1 protein-coding gene is annotated in these 1,530 nt (G+C 48.0%); it reads right to left on the reverse strand.

Annotated features, from left to right (window positions below; all coding sequences use genetic code 11):
* Nucleotides 1–15 precede the first annotated feature (15 nt).
* Nucleotides 16–1,428, reverse strand: coding sequence for an IS701 family transposase (locus IAQ59_RS21895; protein WP_209332990.1), 1,413 nt, complete (start codon nucleotides 1,426–1,428; stop codon nucleotides 16–18).
* Between the last annotated feature and the right edge of the window lie 102 nt (nucleotides 1,429–1,530).

A 1,530-nucleotide genomic window follows, 5' to 3' on the forward strand; every position in this document is an offset into this window, starting at 1 on the left:
TACTACTTTACGGACTTAAGTTTTTTTATCATTTTCGTAATGCCTATCGATGTCCGCCTTTCTGTTTTTATGTCTGATTTTCATCTGCTCCAATCTTTTCTCAAAATCTTCTGGAGTACCGAACAGCAGCACAATCATCAGGATTCTCAGGTCCCTGACACTCAACAGGGGGCAGTTTATCCCGTTTGCGATCCTTTCTTTCATCATAAAGAGGGCGGCCATGAATACCAGTGAATGGTGGTGGTGCCAGCCACTCCACTTCCTCACCTGGTAATCGGAAAGTCCCAGCTCGTTCTTGGTATCGTCGAAAGTCCGTTCCACCCAGTATCGCTGTGCCTGGAAATACCCGTAATCCTTCGCTTCGTATTCATCCACTCCACCGTTGCTGAAACTGTATTTGATTTTGGGCTTTTTACCGACTGTTTTGGTGATTATAAGCGTCCTTTCCCTGGCCTTGTCCTCCTGACCGTCCCAAGACCATACCCTGCAGGTGTGTACCATGAGCTTGAGCCAGCCCTTGGCCGTTTTTCTGATCTTTACTTTTTTCCAGTGCTGGTCCAGTAGGCTGTCCTTGTAGATGTCCAGCCGGAAGGGGATTCTGTCCGTTTTCGGATTTGAGGGTTTCCGCCCCCTGTTGCCGACAGCCTCCGGTACGGCTATTGGGGGCTCCTCCAGATAGACCATTTCATCCCTGTGCACGTCAAGAACATAAAACAGCCCCCTGTCATCCAAGCCCCTGGTCAGGGCCCCGCTGTGACCGTATAGGCCGTCTCCCCCGATCCAGTCAAAGCAAACACCGTTTTCCACACATTCGTCTATCATTTCAAGGGCCAGTTCTGGCTTTGTCCTGAATTTACGCTTGTCCTTCGGAATTCCAGCCCTGTCACATCTCCGGGGGTCTTCAGTCCAGCTCTCCGGCAAAAACAGTTTTTCGTGGACAAGTGTTGCGGAGGTATGGTTGCACAGGGAGGCATAAACGCCCACCTGGCAGTTGTCCACCTTGCCCACTGACCCGGCATACTGACGGGACACGCCTACCGATTCAATGCCTTTCTTGACGGACGAAGACTCGTCAATGAGAAGGCCCACAGGCAGTTTGTTTATTTTCTTTTGGCCCGCGAGGGCCTCCGAGGCCTGTGTTTGAACATTGTTGAGAACAGCCTGATGGTCCCAATTGGAATGGGTCAGGAAATGCTGGTATCTCCTGTACTCGGCCGAATCTATCTCTTCTTCCATCCGCTCCATGTTTGCCGTGTTTTTTTCACAGGTCATAAGTCCCAGGATGTATTCATAAGCTGTTGGGGTGTTGTCGTGGCGGTGACAGATAAAACAGGATTGGAAGAAATTGACAAAATACTGGAGCTTATCAGTTGATTTACAGATATTTAACCGAAAATCAAAATTTTTTTTATCCGATTGAGAAAGCATGGGCTTAATTCAATCGGTCATGGTTTAAAATTCGTTATATTTACCCGAATATAGCAATTTTGGAGCTCCTAACCAAGTAATTTTTAACTCCGTAAAGTAGTA

The organism is Lunatimonas salinarum (genome assembly GCF_017811155.1).
Classification (GTDB): Bacteria; Bacteroidota; Bacteroidia; order Cytophagales; family Cyclobacteriaceae; genus Lunatimonas; species Lunatimonas salinarum.

What these genes read in the sequence shown, in the direction of transcription:
- IAQ59_RS21895 (WP_209332990.1), bottom strand. Translation starts at nt 1,428, where the DNA reads ATGCTTTCTCAATCGGATAAAAAAAATTTTGATTTTCGGTTAAATATC.